Below are 16,969 nucleotides of genomic sequence, written 5' to 3'. Positions count from 1 at the left end.
TGTGACGATTTATTACGAGAATCATGTGTTCATTTCTTCAGCAAATCTATATCTATGAGTAAGGTTTTATTTTTTTTGCATAGGTTATTGAAAACAAACTCACATTTATATTGTAACCGTTTTCTTCCCTTTTACCATGCGTATTATCCATTTACCGTTGATATATCAACTTTTTACCAAGCATGCAAACGCCTTGACATTTTTGGCGGGTTATATGAAGTTAGTATTACATTATAATTATTCTAGTAGAGACGAAAGTCCACTAGAGTAAAAAACCAAGGAGGACATATCCCATGTCATTAATCGGCAAAGAAATCTTACCTTTCAAAGCACAAGCATTCCAAACAGGTGAATTCCTCGAAGTATCAGACAACGACTTCAAAGGTCAATGGAGCGTCGTTTGCTTCTACCCAGCTGACTTCACATTCGTCTGCCCGACTGAACTTGAAGATCTTCAAAACGAATACGCGACACTTAAAAACCTCGGCGTCGAAGTCTACTCAGTATCGACTGACACACACTTCACGCACAAAGCATGGCACGAAACATCAGAGAAAATCGGTAAAATCGAGTACATCATGATTGGTGACCCATCACACACAATCTCACGTAACTTCGACGTCTTGAACGAAGAAGATGGCCTTGCTGACCGCGGTACGTTCATCATCGACCCAGACGGCGTCATCCAAACAGTTGAAATCAACGCAGGCGGCATCGGCCGTGACGCGAGCACACTCGTTAACAAAGTCAAAGCGGCACAATACGTCCGCAACAACCCAGGCGAAGTTTGCCCGGCTAAATGGGAAGAAGGATCTGCAACACTTCGCCCGAGCCTCGACCTCGTCGGCAAGTTGTAAGGAGCGGATTTCATGTTAGAAGCAGATATTAAACAACAGTTGGACCAATATCTCCAGCTCATGGAGGGCGATGTCGTCCTCCGTGTCAGCGCTGGAGACGACGCGGTCTCAAAAGAGATGCTCGACCTCGTGAACGAACTCGCGAGCATGTCGTCACGCATCTCGGTCGAGAACGTCACGCTCGAACGCACACCGAGCTTCAGCGTGAACCGTCCGTCTGAAGAGACAGGGATCGTCTTCGCAGGGATCCCGCTCGGTCACGAATTCACGTCACTCGTCCTCGCATTGCTCCAAGTGAGCGGCCGGGCGCCGAAAGTGGACGCGGATGCGATCAAACAGATTCAAAACATTCAAGGCACGTACCACTTCGAATCGTATATCAGCCTCAGCTGCCACAACTGCCCGGACGTCGTCCAGGCACTCAACGTCATGAGCGTCCTCAACCCGAACATCTCACACACGATGATCGACGGTGGCGCGTTCAAGGCAGAAGTGGAAGCGAAAGAGATCATGGCTGTCCCGACCGTCTTCTTGAACAGTGAGGCGTTTGGCAACGGACGCATGTCACTTGAAGAGATTTTGGCGAAACTCGGAACTGGTCCTGACGCTTCGGCATTTGAAAACAAAGACCCGTATGACGTTCTTGTCATCGGTGGCGGCCCAGCTGGTGCGAGCGCAGCGGTTTACGCGGCTCGTAAAGGTATCCGGACCGGTATCGTCGCGGAACGCTTCGGTGGTCAAGTGATGGACACGATGGGGATTGAGAACTTCATCGGCACATCTTACACGGAAGGCCCGAAACTCGTCGCGAGCTTGGAAGAGCACGTGAAAGAGTACGGCATCGACGTCATGAACCTCCAGCGCGCGAAGCGCCTCGAGAAGAAAGACCTCGTCGAAGTCGAACTTGAGAACGGTGCCGTCTTGAAGAGTAAGAGCGTTATCCTGTCGACTGGTGCACGCTGGCGCAACGTCAACGTCCCAGGTGAAGCTGAGTTCAAAAACAAAGGTGTCGCCTACTGCCCGCACTGTGACGGCCCGCTCTTCGAAGGCAAGCGCGTCGCAGTCATCGGTGGCGGCAACTCTGGAATTGAAGCAGCGATTGACCTCGCTGGAATCGTCAAACACGTGACGGTGCTCGAGTTCGCTTCTGAACTCAAAGCCGACCAAGTGCTTCAAGACCGTCTCCACAGCCTCCCGAACGTGACCGTCGTCACGAACGCACAGACGACAGAAATCACGGGTACGGACAAAGTGAACGGCATCTCGTACTTGTCGCGTGAGACGAACGAGACGCATCACGTCGAACTCGAAGGCGTCTTCGTCCAAATCGGACTCGTCCCGAACACGGACTGGCTCGACTCGGTCGAACGCAACAACTTCGGTGAGATCGTCGTCGACCGTCATGGCGCCACGAACGTCCCAGGTGTGTTCGCAGCAGGCGACTGCACGAACAGCGCCTACAAACAAATCATCATCTCGATGGGATCTGGTGCGACTGCCGCACTCGGTGCTTTCGATTATATGATTCGCAACTAATAGGAAACGCGTCCTCACATTTGAGGACGCGTTTTTATAATGTCTCCCGAGTCTGGTAGAAACAAGATTTTGTCTCCAGAATCGATTTCAAACAAGTAGACGCGATTCGGTCGAAATGGGCTCCATCCCCTGTCCGATACACCGAGATCATTCACATATGTCACGTTCTTGTGTTCTCTTTTCAAAGTATGTTCCGCCTCGGCGACTGAATAACTCGGCAACCCAAAGTAAATCGCTCCAGCAATCAATAATGAAAAGATGACTCCCATTCTTATCCGATATCGGTTTTCTAAACTCTTTAGGCCAATCAACGCCACGATAATCATACTGGTCGCCGTTCCAAACGCCGCCGAGTTTCCATACCAAGCCTCATTGACGAACATCATTCCTCCAATGGCCAATATCCCGAACATCCACCACCACTTCATCCCCATCACCTCATGTCAATTATCCCAAAAACAGGAAAATAGGCAACTCCATTTTAATTAACTCCGACCGATTCAAACGTTTGATTCCCCGGGAAAGTGGAATATCGGACAAGAGAACGGATTTTGAATGAGGAGGCATTTCATGAACATCCCAACCATCAAACTACATGACGGCTACGAGATTCCGGCCATCGGGCTCGGCACCGTTTATTTACGAGGCGAACCTGGCGTCGACGCGATCACGAGCGCTATCCGCAACGGCTATCGTCTCATCGATTCGGCAATTCGCTATGACAATGAAGGAACGGTCGGCGAGGCCATTCGCCAATCCGGCATCCCGCGCGAGCAACTGTTTTTGACGTCCAAGCTTCGCGCCCAATACTTCGACTACGACGATGCGCTCGAGATGATTCGTGAGTCGCTTTATCGGGCGAATCTCGACTATTGGGACTTGTTCTTGTTGCATTGGCCGAACCCGAAACAAGACAAATACGTCGAGGCGTGGCGTGCCCTTATCCAAGCGAAAGAGAACGGGTGGATCCGCTCCATCGGAGTCTCGAACTTTATGCCCGAGCATCTCGACCGTTTGATTGAGGAGACGGGTGAGACACCGGTCATCAACCAAATCGAGCTCCACCCATACTTTTCCCAAGTGGAACAGCGTCAGGCTGACAAAGAGCGAGGAATCATTACCGAAGCATGGAGTCCGTTGAGCCGAGCCCGGACCGTCACGCATGACGAGACAATCGCGGAACTAGCAAGACAAAAAGGCAAGACCGTGTCCCAAGTCATTCTGCGTTGGCACGTCCAACTCGGTGTCATCCCGCTCCCGCGTTCGTCGAGCGAGTTGCACCAAAAAGAGAACCTCGACGTCTTCAACTTCGAATTGACCGAGGACGAGATGGAGACGCTCAACGCCCTGACGAAGCCAGACGGCCGCATCGATAATCAAGACCCAAGAGAATACGAGGAATACTAAAAAAGATTGAGCCGTCTGGGCTCAATCTTTTCTCGTTAAAACGCCGGAATCGCCGTTTCTTCGTAATTTTCATCCAAGAACGCACGAACTTCGTCACTTGTGAGTGCTTCGCCGAGTTTCTGGATGGCTTCTTCATCTTTGTTGTCTTCACGAGCAACAAGCGTGATGGCGAAGTCGTTCTCGACACCTTCCGTCAAGAGCGCATCGCTCTTCGGCGTCAAGCCGAGTGGAGCCGCATAGGCCGGCGTCATGAGGACCGCATCGACATCATCGTACGCACGCGCGAGCATGAGCAAATCGACTTCCTCGAACTTGAGGTTCTCTTCGGGTTTTCTGTGATATCTGCTTGCGTGTAATACGAACCGTTCTTCTCACCGAGCTTAATCACATCGTGTTGCGCGAGCAATGAGAGCGAGCGGTCGATGTTCGACACGTCGTTCGCGATGGCGATGGTCGCGCCTTCCGGGATGTCGCCCATGTTGTCATACTCTTTCGAGTAGACACCGTAGTTGGCGAAGTAAATCGGTTCGATTGGGACGAGGTTGGCGTCATTGCTGCGGTTGAACTCTTCCATGTACGGGACGTGTTGGAAGAAGTTCGCGTCGACTTCTTTTGCTACGAGCGCCGTGTTCGGTTGGACGTTGTCACCGAGGACGACGATTTCGAGCTCGATGTTGTCTTCTGCGAGTTGCTCTTTCGCGATTTCAAGCATATCCGTCATCGGTGGGATGAGCGATGCGACTTTGAGCGTCTGCGGCTCGTTTGACGGGGCTTCCGTCGTGTTCGTTTCTGAATCGTTCCCACACGCCGCGAGGACGAGTGTGAGTGAGGCGAAAAGCGCCATTAATTTTTTCATAAGTTTTCCTTCTTTCTGTAGGTAATTAGCGTTTGTCGATGAGCCGAGCCACCGTTGTACCGGTGAACTGAATCATCTGGACGAAGACGAGCATGATCAAAATCATGTACATCATCAGCTCCGTCTTGAACTGTTGATAACCGTAGCGGATGGCAAAGTCGCCGATGCCACCGCCCCCGACCACCCCCATGATGGTCGAGTACGAGATGAAGCTAATGATTGATGTCGTCAGCCCGAGGACGAGACCGGAACGGGCCTCGACGTATAAGAACTTGAAGATGACGTCTTTGATGGACGCCCCCATCGACACGGCCGCCTCGACGACGCCGCGCGGGACGTCAAGGAGTGACTGCTCGACGAGTCGCGAGTAATGGGCGATGGCGATGATGGCGAGCGGCACGGTTGCCGCCGCCGTCCCGATGGCCGTTCCGATGATGAGCCGCGTAAATGGAATCAAAAACACGACGAGTAACAGGAACGGGAACGAGCGGACGATATTGACGATCAAGTTGAGCACGGAGAAGACGGCCCGATTCTCGAGCAGTTGTCCTTTTCGTGACAAATAGAGCCACGTCCCGAGCGGCAGACCGAGGAGGACGGCCGCGAGAATCGAGACGCCGACCATGATGAACGTCTCCCCGATCGATTGCCAAATCTCAGTCTGATATTGCAGGAGCACCTCAGGCATGTGGTTCACCTGCCTTCTTCAGTTGATCGACGAACCAGGACGGATTGTCGTCGATGTCTGCGACCCCGCTCGGAATGACGTCAATCGTCTCATACACCGAACCGTCCGTCATGACGGTCACGCGGTCGCACACTTGTTTGATGACGTCCATCTCATGCGTCACGATGACGATGGTGACGCCGAGCCGCTCGTTAATCGACTTCAACACGCCGAGCACTTCGGCCGTCGTGTTCGGGTCGAGCGACGACGTCGGCTCATCACATAACAAGACGTGCGGTTCGTTCGCGAGTGCCCGGGCGATGGCGACGCGCTGTTTTTGACCACCGCTTAGTTGCGCCGGATACTTGTCTTTGAACGACTCGAGCCCGACGAAACGAAGGCACTCGAGTACCCGGGCCTCATGCGTCGAGCGCGGTCGACCGGCCAATTTCAGCGAGGCTGCCACGTTGTCATAGACGCTCTTGTTCGCGACGAGATTGAACTGTTGGAAAATCATGCCGATGACGTGGCGCTTCTCGCGTAGCTGTCGATTCGACAGGCCCGTCAATTCGTCCCCATCGATCGTGACTTGCCCTGTATCCGGTGTCTCGAGCAGGTTCATCAACCGGAGCAACGTCGACTTACCGGCCCCGCTCGCGCCGATGATGCCATATACCTCGCCACGCTCGATCTGAAGCGAGACGTCACGGACGGCTAAGTCGCGGCCGAACTGTTTGCTGACATTCGTTAACGTGATCATAGACGGTTCCTTTCTCTCATGGGAAAACTGGGTCAACCTCGTACCCCATTTTAGCGAACTAAAGAAAACTTGTCAGGTGAGGTGCTTCACAAAAAAAAGAACCGCACGGTGACGGCTCACTTCAGCGGATGCTGTTTGAAATGGTCGGCGATATGACGGTGCATCGATTCACGGTTCTCGGCAAAGATGCGATGCCGATGGCCGTTCCCCCCTGATGGATGGGGGAATCCGCTCACGACGCGCTCCGGCGCGATGATGCCCTTGTCGACGAGCGTCTCGACGGCCCGACGGACGTTGATGCCCATCGGCAAGATGAGCGCATCCTCGAGGACGGCCATCTCGTCGGCGAAGCTGCCTTCGACATAAGACCGGAACAAGTCCGTCTTCAACATGTCTGGACTCGACCCGTTGTAGTTCTTCCCTTTATAGAAGACGGGATAGGGCAACACCGCCGTGTTCTGCACAAGATGGTTCGCCTCGCCAAATAAGTCGAGCGTCGTCGGGAGACCGAGGTGACGATGCAACTCCAAGTCGTCGAGCATCGTCACCAAGTTCTTGCGGATCGGTCCCGAGAAACTGCCCCGTTGCTTGACGGCTCGGAGCGCTTCCTCGTCGGGCGCGTCCGCCAAATCGCGGATGGCCTCGAATGATTGCCGCATTTGATACAGTCCTGGCGTAATCCCTGCGATGACGACTTTGGCGTTCGGATTGATGTATTCGAACGGAGCGTAATAGATTGTAAGTTGCTTGTTCGGGTCCTCCTCGAGTAAGAACGGTTCACTCTTCAGTGTCGCTTCCTCCAGGTCGGGCAGTTCGAGAATATGTTGTTTATAGCGTTGAAACAAGTCAGTACGTGTCGGCATGAAAGTCCCTCCTCTGTTTTTCTGTTCCCTAAATCAGTAAATCTTATTGGAGGATGACGATCTCGTTTGCGCATTGACGCGACACATCGGCTTTTGTATAGTTAGGAACGACAAAAACGAATAGGAGTGACCAATTTGACTCCAACAGAACCGACGACACGACTCCTCGATCTCCTAAGCGAGCGTCACGACCAAATCCGTCGCATCAGCGAACGGGCTTGGAACGAGCAACACGATATCTACATCTCCAACTCCGAATGGTACGTGCTCGCCCGCATCTATAAGACGAAGCCGACCATTGCCGAAGTGACACGCAACGTCCACATCTCCCGCCAAGCGATTCATAAGCTCATCAAGAACTTGAAGATGAAAGAACTCGTCACGGTGACCGATCATCCGACGAGCCGAAAAGACAAATGTATCGCATTGACCGAACTCGGGGTCCGTTGCTACGAACAGAACGAGGCACTGAAAGCTGAACTCGAACAAAAAATCGCCGAATCACTCGGTGACGACGCGTTCCGTCAACTGAAAATGTTGTTGAAGGCCGACTGGAATTTGTAATCTCTCCTAACGATTGGGAGGGATTTTTTTGTCTCATATCTCACCTCAAATGTCAACCGAGTTGACATTTCGTGTCATGAACTACTATACTTGATGAAAGGAAGAGGTGATCGATTTGTTCAAAACTGGTGATTTAATCATCTATTCGACCCACGGAGTTTGCCGCATTGACGACATTTCCGACATGACGGTCGCGGGTGAGACGAAGTCGTACTATACGCTCCATCCCATCAACAACGCACAGAAGTTGCAAATCAGTATCCCCGTCGATAGTGATAAAGTGATGATGTTGACGCTCCTTGAAGCGAAAGAAGCAAAAGAGATCCTCGAATCGTTCCGCTCGCCGGGTGTCGAATGGAATCCCCATCCGAACAACCGCAATCGCGAATTCTTGAACGTCGTACACTCGGGTAACCGTCACGACATCGCTCAAGTCATCAACACGCTTGCTCGCCGCCAAAGCGAAGCTATCTTGTTGAACAAAAAGTTATATGAACAGGACCGTAAGATTCTAGAGAACGCTAAAACGATCCTCGTGAAAGAACTTTCGCTCGCGCTTGAATTGTCGGAAGAAATTATCGATCAACAAATTGCTGCTTATTTGAGCGAAGAACCTGTCGCCACTACTTGATTGGCCCCTTCCGTGCGAAGAGGTCTTTTTTTTATGCAAAAATCAAAAAGAAAAAGCGAGAATATTTTCATATCCTCGCCTGAACTCGCTTAATTGTGGACGACGCCTTTTTCTTTCAAGCCGAGCGCCATCGCTGTCGATTCGTGAATCGTCTTGAACAATTCCGGGTGATCGGAGAGTGAGACGCCATAAGACGGCACCATCTCTTTGATTTTCGGTTCCCATTCCGGCATCCGGTTCGGGAAACACTGCTCGAGCACTTTTAACATGACGTGCACGGCCGTCGAGGCTCCCGGTGACGCACCGAGCAGCGCTGCGACCGATCCGTCTTCGGCGCTGACGACTTCCGTCCCGAACTGGAGCGTCCCTTTGCCATCCGGCGTGTCTTTAATGACTTGGACTCGTTGTCCGGCGACGACGATTTCCCACTCCTCGTTCTTCGCGGTCGGGATGAATTCGCGGAGCTCGTCCATCCGTTTGTCATGCGACAAGAGCACCTGTTCAATCAAATATTTTGTGAGCGGCATCTCTTTCGCCCCGGCCGCGAGCATCGTCACGACGTTGTACGGTTTGACCGATTGGATGAGATCGAGGTTTGAGCCCGTCTTCAAGAACTTCGGCGTAAAGCCGGCGAACGGTCCGAACAACAACTCTTTGCGCCCTTCGATGAAGCGCGTGTCGAGGTGCGGCACAGACATCGGCGGTGCGCCGACTTTCGCTTTGCCGTATACTTTCGCGTTGTGCTGTTCGATGACGTCACGGTTCTTACAGACGAGGAACAGACCACTGACCGGGAATCCGCCGATATGCTTCGACTCCGGGATGCCCGTCTTTTGAAGGAGCGGCAGGCTGCCGCCACCGCCGCCGATAAACAGGAACGGCGCCGTGTGCGTCTCGATCGTGTTCGCCTCGATGTCTTTCACTTTCACTTCCCACAAGCCGTTCGCCAACCGTTTGACGTCCTCGACGCTATGCTTGTAATTGACCTCGACGCCTTGGCCGATCAAATGGTCAAACAGCATCCGTGTGAGCGCACCGAAGTTGACATCGGTACCTGAATCGATTTTCGTCGCCGCGATCGGCTCATCGACGGAACGTCCTTCCATGACGATCGGCATCCAGTCACGGAGTTGTTCTGGGTCATCCGATAAAACCATCCCTTCAAATAACGGATTATTTGTTAGCGCTTCCAAACGTTTTTTCAAAAAGCGGACATCGTTCTCGCCTTGGACCATACTCATATGTGGAATCGAACGGATGAACGCTTCCGGATTTTGAATCAAACCTTTATTGACGAGATGCGCCCAAAACTGACGCGAGATTTGGAACTGCTCGTTCACGTTGATCGCTTTCGAGATGTCGAGCGTGCCATCCGGCTTCTCAGTCGTATAGTTCAACTCACAGAGGGCCGCATGTCCCGTCCCGGCGTTGTTCCATTCGTTCGAACTCTCTTCCCCTGCACTTTCGAGCTTCTCAAACACTTTGACTTCCCACTCTGGTACGAGCTCTTTAAAGAGCGACCCGAGCGTCGCACTCATGATGCCTGCACCAATCAAAATGACGTCTGTTCTCTTTTGAACACTGCTCATGAAAACCCCATCCTTCTCCCCTGGATTTGTGTATGAGACGATTCGGTAAATCCCCATTCGCCGACTCGCCCCGTTTATAATTGTTATATTGATTATAACGCTTTTGTGATGTTTGATAAGGGTTAAGTACAGAAAACTTTTAGAGATTCTAACGAAGTCATCTCGCGGAACTAGAGATGTTATGATGAATACAATCAATACTTAAGAGAATGAGGTAGCTATGATGAAAATGAAAGTAAAAGTAGTTGCAGCAGTGATTGAAAATGAAAATCAAGAAATTCTCTGCGCCCTTCGCTCAACGAATATGATGATTCCAAACATGTGGGAGTTTCCTGGTGGAAAAGTTGAAGACGGTGAGAATTTGCAAGAAGCACTTGAACGTGAGATTTCTGAAGAGTTAGCTTGTGAAATCACTGCGCACGAAGTGATTAATGAACATGTACATGAATATGAAACGTTCATCATTCAATTGATTTCATTGCGTGCTGAGTTAAAATCAGGAACGCCTACCGCGACAGAACACGATGCGTTAATTTGGTTAAAACGCGATAACTTACATTCCCTTGTGTGGGCCCCAGCAGATATTCCTGCCGTCAACGACGTCATCAATCAAACGACAAAAGCCGAGAACGTGTAACCATCACGTCTCGGCTTTTATTAATGCGTTTGTTCGTGTAAGTAGTCGTAAATTTGTTGATCAACACGTTCTTGGAGGAGTAAGTTCATCGTAACAACAGACAATTCCTGTCCGTCTTGATTCAGCATTGTCGTATCTTGAACAGATTCGCGATCCGGTTTGACTTCCCCCAAATAGTAGAAATCTCCGCCTTCATCATCATCCTTTTTCACAAAGAGATGAATATCGATTTCTCTTTCCTGTGCTTCAATGATTTTACGTACTTCTTCCGATTTTGTCGTTCTTCTGCTTCTCGTATACCAATGAAACACTTCTGGATTAATAAAGGAGTCTCCATAATTGACGCTAGCTTCAACGTCTTCACCCTTATGGTATGTGACAAAAATCGGACAAGTTTGATGTTTTATTTTGTAGCCATACATCGTCGATTGTTCTTCTTTATCCCAATTTAATAGGCGGCAAGCATCTTTCCTCGTGTACTTTTCAAGTCGGGTTAATGGTTTTGTTTGATCGTATCGTTGACCTCTAGCTAAGGAAGCTGTTAATACATCTTTAAACAGCTGAGTGAACCATTCATCTTTTAATAAAGAGTGCATATGAGATGAGAATCTATACACCTCACCTTCCCAAGAAATTAAGGCGTGTCCTCCATACTTCAATCGATCAGCCTCTTTAAAGAAGTTTAGTGATAATACGTTTTCTAAAGAGTGAATGGTAGCTTTATCACTTCGGATGCCCTGCTCACGCAAGCGATTAATAAAATCTTGTTTGTTCAAACTTTCCTGCTCCAACAGAAGTTGCATTAACAATGCCTCATGTACTCGTTTTCCTGATAATAACTCTTGGGTCACCATCAACAGAACTTTCGAATGAATGGAAGGAAGATCAGGGAGATCAGGCTCCACTATATTCAAAAAGGCACCGTAATGACCCTTCTTTGTTCCAATAACAATTGGATCCATTGAATAATGTTCAACAAAATCACTTAGCATCGGAGGTCGGCCTAAACGGTTTTTCAAATTGTGATAAGCCTCTTTTAACACTTTTAAGTCCGTTAGTTTTGCTTGATTAATCGATTCGTAAATTCGCTCTTTTGCGATGGCTTCAAAATTAATAGTCGACGTACCAGAAATATAGCTACGATCGATCACTTTTCTCCGAATCGAATCTTTATTTTGAGAGCGGTCTCCGGATAAAGCGATTGGAATCAAATAGTTATTTTTATAGTTAGCAATGAAATCGATAACGGTCACGTATTGTTTTGAGCTGTGTTTTCTTAATCCCCGTCCTAGTTGTTGAATAAAAATAATACTTGATTCTGTCTGTCGCAACATGACGACTTGATTAATGCTTGGAATATCAATACCTTCGTTGAATATATCAACTGTTAAAATGTAATCTAGACGACCCTCTTCCAAATTAGTCACTTCAACTCGTCTCTTTTCTTGCGAATCATCTCCCGTTAAAGCACATGTTCTAAAACCTCGATGATTCAATTCCTCAGAAAGTCGTTTCGCTTCTCGTTTTGAACTACAGAACATCAAACCACATAAACGCTCTCCAGAAAAACCATAGTAATCAATCTTCTCGATAATCCGTTCTACACGCTCCTCTGACACGAGCTGAGTGAATACATCAAACTCAACTTGATTTCCACTCACTTCAAGATCTGTCACTCCAAAATAGTGGAAAGGACACAACATGTCCTCTTCAAGCGCTTCTTGTAACCGAATCTCATATGCAATGTTGTAATTAAACAACTTAAATAAATCATATCCGTCTGAACGTTCAGGAGTTGCTGTCATTCCTAATAAAAATTGTGGTGTGAAATGTTCTATAATTCGTTGATATGTAACCGCTCCTGCTCGGTGACTCTCATCAATCAATACGTAGTCAAATGCGTCTCGGTCAAACTGATCTAATGTTTCTTGTTTAGAAATTGTTTGGATCGTTGCAAAGACATACCTAGCCCCCATTGCTCGGCTCGAACCTGACAGGATACCAAAATCACTTTCATCACCACCAATGACTCGATGAAAATCATTCTTTGCTTTTTGCAAAATCTGTTCGCGATGCACTACGAATAGCATTCGCTTCGGTCGATAGCGACGAACATCAAAAGCGGCTAAATATGTTTTTCCCGTGCCCGTCGCTGATACGACGAGCGCTCTTGTATTTCCATGCGCACGAACGGCCTCGATTCCATTTAAAGCTGCTAGTTGCATCGAATTAGGTTCTACCTGTAACGCTTCTTTTAATCGATTGACTCCATACGAGTCTGGAAATTCAGCTACACGTTCTCCGAAGACTGGACGATACGAACGTTCGTAAGCTGAAATCCATTCAAGTGTCAATGGAACTGAAACACTCCACATTTCTTCAAACTGATCGAGGAAGTGTCCGACAATTTCTCCATTCTCGTGAGAGGTCAACTTCAGATTCCACTCGTAATTTGTCTTTAACGCTCCAGACGTCAAATTAGAGCTTCCAACAATTAATGAGTAGTACTCTTCGTGTTGAAAAATGTATCCCTTAGAGTGGAATGCCTCAACTTCTGAAATGCGAATATCTACATTCTTCAGTTTTAATAGTTCTTTAAAGACTTTAGGTTGATTAAAGTATTGGTACGTTGAGGTCATGATTTTTCCACGGATACCTTTGTCATGTAAGTCGGAAAGCGTAGATTTTAACGTAGCTAAGCCAGCTTCCGTAATAAACGCAACAGAGAATAAGAAAGATTGGCATCCCTTTAGTTCGTCTAGAAGCGAAGTGAGTACATCTTGTCGTTTATGTTTTTCATTCATTAATAACTCAGGTTTAAATGGACTCACGTGATGATGATGCTTATCAATGAACCCCTTTTCTAACGAATTTTTGAGTTGTTCTGTAAAATGAGTCATATGTACCTCCAACATGATTTATACTAAATTCAAATAATTTCAATACCAGTATTTTATTTTACATATATTTCATTATTATCTTCTGCATAAAAATGATCAAGGAGGAACTTTATGTCTACGTTCTATCTCATCCGTCATTGCTCGGCGACTGGCCAAGAGCCGGACGCCCCACTCACTGAAGCCGGCGAACAACAAGCACTCGCCCTCGCTGACTTCTTTCGAGACATTCCCGTCGACCGCACCATCTCGAGCGACTATACGCGAGCCATCGCCTCGATTGCACCACTCGCCACGTCCAAACAGCTGACCATCGAGACGGAGCCGAAGTTGCGCGAACGCATCCTCTCGCTCGAACCGCGCGACGATTGGTTCGAGTTGCTCCGTCATTCGTTCACCGATGCCTCGTTCCGTGTGCCAGGTGCCGAGTCAGGTCAAGATGCGACGGACCGGATTTTGAGCGTCATCACTTCACTCGACGACGTAAACGGCACGACCGTCCTCGTGACACACGGCAACCTGCTTGCGCTACTTCTTCAACATGTGGATAACCGCTTCGACTTCGACACGTGGCGCACGCTCAGCAATCCCGACGTCTATTGCCTCGAGATTGTGGATAACTCTTGGTCCGTGGAACGCGTCTGGTCCGTCCCTGCCTGTGGATAACGTTATCCACAGAAAAAGCCGTCTCATTCCCGAGACGGCTTTCGTTTTATTTTTCCACAAAGAACATCGAGATGGCTCCGAGGCCGACGTGCGTCCCGACCGAGACGCCCATCTGCATAAGGTAAATCTCACCTTCGAAGTCGGATTCGGCTTGAATCTTCGCCTTCAAATTCTCAGCAATCTTTTGATCCGACGTATAGCCGATGATGACAAAGTTGGTGATGTCCTTGTCGCAACGTTTGATGAACTCGTCCGTATAGTGCTTGAGCACTTTACGCGTTCCCCGTTCTTTCGCGACGATGGCCCCTTTGCCGTTCTTCATGCTCATAATCGGTTTGACCATCAACAGCTTGCCGATGATCGCACTGGCGTTCGAGATGCGACCGCTTTTAATCAAGTGGTCCAAGTCGTCGACCGATAAGAAGTGCTTCACTTTCAGCTTATACTTCTCGTTGAAGTCGACGAGCTCCTCGAACGTCGCCCCGGCTTCACGCATCTGGGCGCTCTTCATTAACAACCAGCCGCTCCCATGGCTCATCGAACGTGAGTCGACGATATGAATCTTCACCGTCGAATCGGGATGCGCCTCTTCGAAATATTCTTTACCGAGCACGGCCGATTGATACGACCCGCTCGTCCCGCTCGACATACAGATGCAAAGAATCTCGTCATGTCCGTTCTCGACGGCCTCTTCCATCAGCTTCATAAATGTCGCTGGGCTCGGCATCCCTGTCGTCGGGAATTCCGGTAGCGCTTCCAACATTCCGTAAAACTCATCGGGCTGGATGTCGACACGGTCCTCATACGATTTATTGTCAATCGTGATGATGAGCGGTGCGACGCCAATCTCATATTTTGCTAAAATCTCATCGGATAAATCACAAGTTGAATCTGCTAGTAATTTTATCATGGTACCCTCCAAATAATCGCCCTTAAATGACGAGAATCGTCCTAGACCACTACGTCGATTCAGACGTCACGATAGGACTTCTCCATTGTATCAGATATGGAGGGGTAGATGTTTTTTTGCCAGGCTCGGATATGCGTTTGTTTGCTCGTGTCGAAGCAGCCATTCCTTTCGCCAGAGTCCGCCCGCATAGCCCGTCAACGTCCCGTTCGATCCGATGACGCGATGGCACGGGATGACGATGCTCAACCGGTTGCGCCCGTTGGCACTGCCGACGGCCCGCACGGCGCGGTCACGGCCGAGTGTCACGGCCAATTCGCGATACGAGGTCGTCTCGGCGTATGGAATCATGACCAGCGCTTGCCACACGTCCTGTTGAAACACCGTCCCCTGAACCTCATACGGGAACGTGAACGATTGGCGACGTCCGTTGAAATACTCCTCGATTTCTCGGTGGCACGTCTTCAACACGTCCGGCGTCATTTCATCCGCTTCAAAGCGGACATCATCGCGTTCGACGAACAGGATGGAGCGGATGGCCGTCTCTGTCCCGACAATCTCCAGAATGCCAATTGGACTCACATAGTCCAGTCTATACGTCTCCATACAATGACCTCCATAAATAGAATGTGGCGTACGCCTCCCATCCGGCAAAGCGCTCCCCGTACTGTCTCACTTCGTCTGCTGTCAACTTGTCGCTTCGCCCAAGATGATGCTTCAACGCCTGATGCAGACCAGCGTCCGCAGCCGGGAACGCCGTCGGATCTTGGAAACACTTCATCCTTACATACGCGGCCGTCCACTCCCCGACACCGCGCAAGCTCAGCAACCGTTCATGCATCACGTTGGGTGACTTGTTGCGTAACTGCTGTTTCGACAATCGTCCGTCCGTCATTTCCTGGGCGATGCCGATGATATATTCTGCTTTCCGGGTGCTGAATTGAAGCTGTCTCAGTTCACTCGGATCGAGGAGCGCAATCGTCTCTGGGGTCGGGAACGCCCAGTACGTCACGCCGTCCACTTCACGGGATGGTCCATATTGCTCGACGAACCGTCGTTTCAACGTATAGGCGAACGACAGCGTGATTTGTTGGCCAATGACGGCCCACGCGAGCGCCTCGAACAAGTCTGGGAACCCGATCAGGCGTAGCCCCTCGTACTCTCGGACGAGCGCACGCAACAGTTCATCCGTCTCGGCCATCCGCACGAACGCCGCGACGTCTTGGTCGAGGTCGAACCAGTCGCGGACGTAGCGCTCCACGTGTTCCTGTTCTAAGCTCGTGATGTCGTCTTCCGGGAAGCCGATGACGATGCCCTGAGACGTCTCCATGATGTCCCCTAGCAGCAACCATCCGTCGACGTCGAACAGCTTCGAGACGGACGTTTCACGGGCGACATGCATTACTTCATCGTTTGAGCGTCGCAAAAACTGTAGACATTGCTGAAAATCAAACGGAGCGGTGACGTGAATCTCGAACGATGAGCGACTCATCGGCTCCCCCCTTTCGATACATGCTCGGTGAACAACCCTTGAGCCGTCGGAAGACGCGATAAAAGTTGGATGGGGTTTGAAAGCCGACCTCATAACAGATGGCGAGATTGCTCATGTCCGTCGTCCGCAACAGATGGGCCGCCTTGTCGATGCGAACCTTTTCGAGCAGACGGCGCGGCGTCTCGCCCGTCGCTTGGGTGAACGTCCGCTCGACATAGAACGGGCTCAAGTTGACGTGCTCGGCAATCTCCTCAAGCTTGAGCGGTCGTTTGTAATGCGTGAGCACGAACGCCGTCACGTCATGGACGAGCGCGCTCGCCGGACTACGGTCGACCTCGGGCTGACATCGCTTGCACGGCCGAAAGCCGGACGACTCCGCTTCCGCTTTCGTCTCATAAAAATCGACATTCTCCCGCTTCGGCTTCCGCGAGCGGCACGAGGGCCGACAGTAAATCCCGGTCGTCTTGACCGCGGTATAAAACTGTCCGTCATACGCCGCGTCACAGGCGAGCACTTTCTCCCACTTCTCTTCAAACGTCAGCATCTCAGTCCACCCCCTTTGTTCCAATGTATCAGATTGATTTTCGTTCACTCGTCCTGTTTCTTGCCCTTACAGTCTACATTCCCGCGATTCACGAAT

The 16,969-nt window shown here is 50.0% G+C and carries 17 protein-coding genes and 1 pseudogene; 7 read left to right on the top strand and 11 right to left on the bottom strand.

Going from position 1 to position 16,969, the window contains the following annotated elements:
* Positions 1-293: 293 nt before the first annotated feature.
* Together ahpC and ahpF are read left to right on the top strand one after the other, a co-directional pair.
* A complete protein-coding gene (gene ahpC / locus KNP75_RS11355; RefSeq protein ID WP_021067918.1) occupies positions 294-857 on the top strand; it encodes an alkyl hydroperoxide reductase subunit C in 564 nt (187 codons plus the stop codon).
* A 12-nt stretch (positions 858-869) separates the two neighbouring features.
* Positions 870-2,393 carry an alkyl hydroperoxide reductase subunit F gene (gene ahpF, locus KNP75_RS11350; protein WP_215190459.1) on the top strand — a complete coding sequence of 508 codons (1,524 nt, stop codon included), beginning with the start codon at positions 870-872 and terminating at the stop codon, positions 2,391-2,393.
* Positions 2,394-2,407: 14 nt separating this feature from the next.
* On the opposite strand, the gene KNP75_RS11345 is transcribed toward ahpF, so the two are convergent.
* Positions 2,408-2,821 (bottom strand): hypothetical protein, encoded by a 414-nt coding sequence (locus KNP75_RS11345; protein ID WP_215190458.1) that lies wholly within the window; start codon positions 2,819-2,821, stop codon positions 2,408-2,410.
* A gap of 142 nt (positions 2,822-2,963) precedes the next feature.
* On the opposite strand from KNP75_RS11345, the gene KNP75_RS11340 reads away from it, so the two are divergent.
* The gene (locus KNP75_RS11340; protein ID WP_215190457.1) at positions 2,964-3,800 is read left to right on the top strand and encodes an aldo/keto reductase; all 837 of its coding nucleotides are present in this window, start codon (positions 2,964-2,966) and stop codon (positions 3,798-3,800) included.
* A 35-nt stretch (positions 3,801-3,835) separates the two neighbouring features.
* Here KNP75_RS11340 and KNP75_RS11335 read toward each other — a convergent pair.
* The 4 genes and pseudogenes from KNP75_RS11335 to KNP75_RS11320 all read right to left on the bottom strand — a co-directional run bounded on the left by KNP75_RS11335 (position 3,836) and on the right by KNP75_RS11320 (position 6,946).
* Positions 3,836-4,656, bottom strand: a pseudogene (locus tag KNP75_RS11335) (MetQ/NlpA family ABC transporter substrate-binding protein).
* A 25-nt stretch (positions 4,657-4,681) separates the two neighbouring features.
* Positions 4,682-5,344 carry a methionine ABC transporter permease gene (locus tag KNP75_RS11330; protein ID WP_029596402.1) on the bottom strand — a complete coding sequence of 221 codons (663 nt, stop codon included), beginning with the start codon at positions 5,342-5,344 and terminating at the stop codon, positions 4,682-4,684.
* Positions 5,337-6,083 (bottom strand): methionine ABC transporter ATP-binding protein, encoded by a 747-nt coding sequence (locus KNP75_RS11325; protein ID WP_052090249.1) that lies wholly within the window; start codon positions 6,081-6,083, stop codon positions 5,337-5,339. The genes KNP75_RS11330 and KNP75_RS11325 overlap by 8 nt, the downstream gene beginning before the upstream one ends.
* Before the next feature lie 116 nt (positions 6,084-6,199).
* A complete protein-coding gene (locus KNP75_RS11320; protein WP_215190456.1) occupies positions 6,200-6,946 on the bottom strand; it encodes a hypothetical protein in 747 nt (248 codons plus the stop codon).
* A 135-nt stretch (positions 6,947-7,081) separates the two neighbouring features.
* Between KNP75_RS11320 and KNP75_RS11315 the strand changes: the two genes are divergently transcribed.
* Both KNP75_RS11315 and KNP75_RS11310 read left to right on the top strand, forming a co-directional pair.
* The gene (locus KNP75_RS11315) at positions 7,082-7,510 is read left to right on the top strand and encodes a MarR family winged helix-turn-helix transcriptional regulator (RefSeq protein WP_214754456.1); all 429 of its coding nucleotides are present in this window, start codon (positions 7,082-7,084) and stop codon (positions 7,508-7,510) included.
* A gap of 106 nt (positions 7,511-7,616) precedes the next feature.
* Positions 7,617-8,141: a CarD family transcriptional regulator gene (locus KNP75_RS11310; protein WP_131472030.1), complete on the top strand. Its 525-nt coding sequence runs from the start codon at positions 7,617-7,619 to the stop codon at positions 8,139-8,141.
* A gap of 89 nt (positions 8,142-8,230) precedes the next feature.
* Here the strand turns inward: KNP75_RS11310 and mqo are convergent, their stop codons facing one another.
* On the bottom strand, positions 8,231-9,730 hold the full coding sequence (gene mqo, locus KNP75_RS11305) for a malate dehydrogenase (quinone) (RefSeq protein WP_215190455.1): 1,500 nt from the start codon (positions 9,728-9,730) through the stop codon (positions 8,231-8,233).
* Between the two features lie 223 nt (positions 9,731-9,953).
* Here mqo and KNP75_RS11300 point away from each other — a divergent pair, with 223 nt between their 5' ends.
* Positions 9,954-10,367, top strand: a complete 414-nt coding sequence (locus tag KNP75_RS11300; RefSeq protein WP_215190454.1) for a (deoxy)nucleoside triphosphate pyrophosphohydrolase — start codon at positions 9,954-9,956, stop codon at positions 10,365-10,367.
* A gap of 20 nt (positions 10,368-10,387) precedes the next feature.
* Here the strand turns inward: KNP75_RS11300 and KNP75_RS11295 are convergent, their stop codons facing one another.
* Positions 10,388-13,267 (bottom strand): DEAD/DEAH box helicase, encoded by a 2,880-nt coding sequence (locus KNP75_RS11295; protein ID WP_215190453.1) that lies wholly within the window; start codon positions 13,265-13,267, stop codon positions 10,388-10,390.
* 111 nt (positions 13,268-13,378) lie between these two features.
* Between KNP75_RS11295 and KNP75_RS11290 the strand changes: the two genes are divergently transcribed.
* On the top strand, positions 13,379-13,930 hold the full coding sequence (locus KNP75_RS11290; RefSeq protein WP_215190452.1) for a histidine phosphatase family protein: 552 nt from the start codon (positions 13,379-13,381) through the stop codon (positions 13,928-13,930).
* 46 nt (positions 13,931-13,976) lie between these two features.
* On the opposite strand, the gene KNP75_RS11285 is transcribed toward KNP75_RS11290, so the two are convergent.
* From KNP75_RS11285 to KNP75_RS11270, 4 genes are all read right to left on the bottom strand, one after another.
* Positions 13,977-14,840 (bottom strand): DegV family protein, encoded by an 864-nt coding sequence (locus tag KNP75_RS11285; RefSeq protein WP_215190451.1) that lies wholly within the window; start codon positions 14,838-14,840, stop codon positions 13,977-13,979.
* Between the two features lie 90 nt (positions 14,841-14,930).
* On the bottom strand, positions 14,931-15,443 hold the full coding sequence (locus tag KNP75_RS11280) for a methylated-DNA--[protein]-cysteine S-methyltransferase (protein WP_215190450.1): 513 nt from the start codon (positions 15,441-15,443) through the stop codon (positions 14,931-14,933).
* Entirely contained in the window at positions 15,430-16,329 is a 900-nt protein-coding gene (locus tag KNP75_RS11275) for a DNA-3-methyladenine glycosylase family protein (protein ID WP_215190449.1), read from the bottom strand. The genes KNP75_RS11280 and KNP75_RS11275 overlap by 14 nt, the downstream gene beginning before the upstream one ends.
* The gene (locus KNP75_RS11270) at positions 16,286-16,873 is read right to left on the bottom strand and encodes a bifunctional transcriptional activator/DNA repair enzyme AdaA (RefSeq protein WP_215190448.1); all 588 of its coding nucleotides are present in this window, start codon (positions 16,871-16,873) and stop codon (positions 16,286-16,288) included. Before KNP75_RS11270 ends, KNP75_RS11275 begins: the two co-directional genes overlap by 44 nt.
* Positions 16,874-16,969 lie beyond the last annotated feature (96 nt).

Origin of the sequence: Exiguobacterium sp. s6, from assembly GCF_018618155.1 — a bacterium.
Classification (GTDB): domain Bacteria; phylum Bacillota; class Bacilli; order Exiguobacteriales; family Exiguobacteriaceae; genus Exiguobacterium; species Exiguobacterium mexicanum_A.
Note: the sequence above shows the minus strand (reverse complement) of the source record. Positions and strands in the feature narration are given on the sequence as shown.